Here is a 4,990-nt window from a genome sequence, read left to right as displayed (position 1 = left end):
ATATTCAACTCCATGATCTTTAGCTTCTAATAACATATTATATAAAAGATCTACATCAGGAGTAGTATTGACCATTGGTTTTTTGATTTCATCATAATAAAAACCAACTGTCCCCATATAAGCAACTTTTTGTTGCAACATTTTTAAAATTTGGTAAATCATTAAACAAGTAGTTGTTTTGCCATTAGTTCCCGTTAAACCAATCAATTTAATATCTTTTATTAAAGGATAATAATTAGTATATAAATATTCTTTTAAATATTCGCGGGTATTTTCGACTACTTCTGTTTCCACGCTATATTGACCATGTTCAACAATTACTTTTACTGCTCCATTTTTAATTGCCTGATCAATATAATCATGACCATCACGAACAACATTTTTAATGGCAATAAAAGTATCGCCAGGTTTAACTTTTCTTGAATCTGTTTTTAATGCAACTTCCATAACTTTCCACCTCATTTGTCCTTATTATAGTATAAATATGATCAAGACAAAAGAAAAAGTATTCAAATTGAATACTTTTTATCGTGTTCTAAACCATTTAATGATTTGAATAATTGGTAAATTAGCTAGTGCTAATCCATAAACAATTAATAATTGTTCAATTGTAAGTGTTTGTACTTTAAACATTGTATCAAATATTGGAACAAATAAAACTAAAGTAATTAAAACAAATCCAATCAAGAAAGCTCCTTGTAAAAACTTATTATTAAAGAATCCTTTTTTAAATAAAACCGGTTCTTTACGTTTACAGTTATAACCATGAACTAATCTTGATAAACATAATGTTCCAAAAGCCATTGTACTAGCTAAGATAGCATTTTCCTGGTAACCGATCATAAACCCAGCCATTGTCATAAGTGAAATAACTAATCCTTCTAAACCAATACTAGTAAGGAAAGTTCTAGTTAAGATTGATTCATTCATTGGTCGTGGTTTTTCTTTCATCACTGCACTTGTATGAGGCTCTAAACCTAAAGCAATTGCTGGTAAACTATCAGTTAACAAGTTAATAAATAGTAAATGAACTGGTTGAAATGGTACTGGTAAAGCTAACAGTGAAGCATATAATACAGTTAAAATTGCTCCAAAGTTACCTGATAATAAAAACTGAATCGAATCTTTAATATGACTATAAATATTACGACCATTTTCAACTGCCTTGATAATTGTTGCAAAGTTATCATCAGTTAAAACCATAGCTGCAGCATCTTTAGATACTTCACTACCAGTGATTCCCATTGCTACCCCAATATCTGCCTGTTTTAAAGCTGGAGCATCATTGACACCATCACCAGTCATCGCTACGATATTTCCTTTTTCTTGCCAAGCCTGAACAATTCTAATTTTATGTTCCGGAGAAACTCGAGCATAAACTCGTTTATCTTCAACAAAATCTTGTAATTCTTCATCACTTAAATTATCAATTGCACTACCTTCAACCGCTTCTGACATATCGCTTAAAATACCAATTCTTTTAGCGATTGCTGCAGCCGTAATTTTATGATCACCAGTAATCATAATTGGTGTAATTCCCGCTTGTTTAGCTTTAGTTACAGCATCTTTACTTTCCATTCTAGGAGGATCCATCATGGAAATTAAACCTAAGAAAACTAAATTATTTTCATCATCATATTCCAAAGTTTTTTCTTCTTTGAATTTACGATAAGTGATTGCCAGAACACGTAATCCATTTTTAGAAAATTCCATGTTCATCGCTAAAATATCTTCTTTATCTTGATCGCTAATTTTAACAATCTGATTATCTTTACGGATATATTTGATTCGATCAAGCAATGCATCTACAGCACCTTTAGTAATCATCGTATATCCATCTTTTAATAAATGGAAAGTTGACATCATCTTACGATCACTATCAAAAGGTAATTCGCTTAATCGTGGATAAACATTTCGAACTCGGCTAGCCGGTACGCCTAGCTGTTTACTTAAATTGATCAAAGCTGTTTCAGTTGGATCACCGATTTCCTGACCATCAACATTAGAAGCATCATTACATAAAATACTTAAACGCATTAAATCTTTATGCAACGGAATGCTTGGATCAATTTGATCAGCTCTAATCCGTTTACCTTCAATATAATAATCTTCAACTGTCATTTTATTTTGGGTTAAGGTACCTGTTTTATCAGAACAAATAATTGAAACACTGCCTAATCCTTCAACAGCCTGTAATTTTCTAATAATAGCTCCCTCACGAGCCATTTTTTGCGTTCCAAATGATAAAACGATCGTTACAATTGAGCTAAGTGCCTCAGGTATTGCTGCAACTGCTAAAGCAACTGCAAACATAAAGGCATCACCTACATTACCGCCTTGTAAGATATTAATACCAAATAATACAGCACAAAATACAATAATAATGATTGATAATTTTTTTCCAAAATTATCAAGATTTACTTGTAATGGTGTTTTCTTTTCTGAAGTTGACTTCAATAATTGAGCAATCTTACCAACTTCTGTTTCCATTCCAATACTAGTTACTAAAAAATTTCCCCGTCCATAAGTAACAAAGCTGCCTGAATAAACCATGTTAGTACGATCTCCTAAAGCAACCTCACCGTCAATCGCCTTAGTTGTTTTTTCAACGGCCACACTTTCTCCAGTCAAGGCACTTTCATCAACTTTCATACTGGCATTTTCTAAAATACGCCCATCAGCTGGAATATAATCACCAGCTTCTAGATAAACTTCATCACCAACAGTAACTTCTTTACTTGGGATTTCAACAATTTTCCCATTTCTTAACACTTTAGCATTTGGTGAAGATAATTCTTTTAAACTGTTTAATGACTGTTCAGCCTTAACTGTCTGGACCGTACCTAAAATAGCATTAATTGTAATAACGACCAAAATAACAATCGTACTTTCTAAATCCCCTAATGCCCCTGAAATAATCGCAGCAATGATCAAGATAATTACTAAAAAGTCTTTATACTGTTCTAAAAAAATCGCTAATAGACTTTTTTTATTGGCTTCAACTAACTCATTTAAGCCATATTTTTCTTGATTTGCTTTAACTTGATCATCACTTAAAGGTTTCAACGAACCATTAATCTGTTTTCTTACTTCTGTTTGACTCTCGTTATAATAGTTTTTCATCTCATTTCTCCTTTACAACACAATAAAAGCGAGCCCTTTTATTGCATAATTAAAACTGCAATAAAAGTCTCGCTATTTAATCACGTTCCGGATGATCTCAAATCATCGTATTGACGAAATCGTAAACACTATTGTGTTAGCTACTCCCTTTTATAGCTAGTATTCTAACTTTTAATTACATTAAAGTCAATCATTTTTTGCAAATAAAACTACTTTTAACGCACTTTTAACAATTTCCAACTGATATCTGCCTGATGGATAAACTTCTCCATCGATATTTACTTTTTGTTTAGTTTCCACTTCAATTTTCTTTACCTGTCGATGATAATATTGTTTACCATTTTCTAGTTTTTCAGTCAAAAACAAGATCAAATAATAAGGTATTTGCCTAATTGCCATTTTAGCAACCAAATTAATATCAATCAGTCCATTTTGAAGATCAGCATATTTACCTACCTTAAACCCACCACCAAAATACTGACCATTACAAAAAGCACCAATTATTAATTTTTGATCATATATTTTTTTACCACGATCATATAATTTTACTGGTGATAGATGATATTTAAATAAACGATGGAACAAAACATTAATATATTGAAATGATTTTGGTAATATTTTAAATTGGTGATATTGATGCACATTATTAGCCACATCACTATCAAAAGCACAACAAAAAACATTAATGCAATAAATCTCATTGGCTTTAATCAAATCAATTGACTCAGCTTTCAACTTCAATGATTGACTTAACAATTTTTCAATATCATTAATCGAAGCAATTGAACGGATAAAATCATTCCCGGTTCCATTAGGAATAACTACTAGTTCGTTTTCACTATGAACTAGCCCTTGAACAACTTCATGAATCAATCCATCACCACCAACAGCATAAATACGATGATGACAGTTACGATACTTTAAAGCAATCTTAGTTGCATGATTAGGATATTTAGTATATTTTAGTTCATAATCATAGCCTTGCATCACTTTATCAATTATCTTTTCAATTTTTTCATTATCATCACTTGGCTTAATAATAAAAATATGTTTTTGCTTCATCCTCATTTCTCCAATCTATTATCTACATCATAACAAATTTCGCTGATTATTTACAACTTTTCGTTTATTAAAATTACTGCCGTCAATAATAACATTGGTGAAACAATGATTTTTTTAAATTATCTTTTATTAATTATTTTTATCTGCCTAGACTTTAATAATCTTGATTCTAGTCTATTTAAATATTTAATTACAATCAATAACTTCATCTATCTTTTAATTCATTGTCAAAATAAAATTATTTTAAAGATTGGTTTATTTATTGTAATTGCGGATTTCTTTCTTTTATTCACAACTAATTATGATCTTGGGGTTTTCTTTTTCATTTTAGTACAAAGTAAATATATGCACTTATTATCCTATCAAACTAAAATCCCCTGGTTATTTAGTTTAGGTATTTTTTATGATCTTTTAATTTCATTAGCCTTGATCTATGCTTCTTTCAGCCTTTTTAATTTATTTTACAGTTTAAAATTTAAACAGATAAAACTATTTTTAACACTATTATTACTTTTATGTTGTGACATAGTTATTGCCCTGTCATTTCTAACAATAATCAATCCTAGTTTTCTTAAAATATCCTGGCTATTTTACTTTCCTAGTCAATTAATCTTTATAAAAACCTATGGGAATTATTAATTTTTTTATTTTATTATTTATTTTTATCAATAATAGTGTTATACTTACAAAGTAATGTCCTCATAGTGAAATGGATATCACGTAACCCTCCGGAGGTTAAGTTGTAGGTTCGATTCCTACTGAGGATGCCATATTAGTTAAACACCGCAGTTTCATGCGGTTTTTT

3 protein-coding genes and 1 tRNA gene are annotated in these 4,990 nt (G+C 30.2%); 1 reads left to right on the top strand and 3 read right to left on the bottom strand.

The features are described from left to right. The 3 genes from J7M77_RS05770 to J7M77_RS05760 form a co-directional block, all read right to left on the bottom strand. Positions 1–447 (bottom strand): Mur ligase family protein (locus J7M77_RS05770; RefSeq protein ID WP_296876884.1); only part of this gene is annotated, 447 nt, incomplete at its 3' end. A gap of 78 nt (positions 448–525) precedes the next feature. Beyond that, positions 526–3,123 (bottom strand): cation-translocating P-type ATPase, encoded by a 2,598-nt coding sequence (locus tag J7M77_RS05765; protein ID WP_296876883.1) that lies wholly within the window; start codon positions 3,121–3,123, stop codon positions 526–528. A gap of 186 nt (positions 3,124–3,309) precedes the next feature. Next, entirely contained in the window at positions 3,310–4,185 is an 876-nt protein-coding gene (locus tag J7M77_RS05760) for a diacylglycerol kinase family protein (RefSeq protein ID WP_296876882.1), read from the bottom strand. A 695-nt stretch (positions 4,186–4,880) separates the two neighbouring features. On the opposite strand from J7M77_RS05760, the gene J7M77_RS05755 reads away from it, so the two are divergent. Continuing rightward, positions 4,881–4,955: transfer RNA gene (locus J7M77_RS05755), tRNA-Arg, on the top strand. The last annotated feature ends 35 nt before the right edge of the window (positions 4,956–4,990 follow it).

Source organism: Thomasclavelia sp., from assembly GCF_017889095.1.
GTDB lineage: Bacteria > Bacillota_I > Bacilli_A > Erysipelotrichales > Coprobacillaceae > Thomasclavelia.
Note: the sequence above shows the minus strand (reverse complement) of the source record. Positions and strands in the feature narration are given on the sequence as shown.

What these genes read in the sequence shown, in the direction of transcription:
- J7M77_RS05765 (WP_296876883.1), bottom strand. Translation starts at nt 3,123, where the DNA reads ATGAAAAACTATTATAACGAGAGTCAAACAGAAGTAAGAAAACAGATT.
- J7M77_RS05760 (WP_296876882.1), bottom strand. Translation starts at nt 4,185, where the DNA reads ATGAAGCAAAAACATATTTTTATTATTAAGCCAAGTGATGATAATGAA.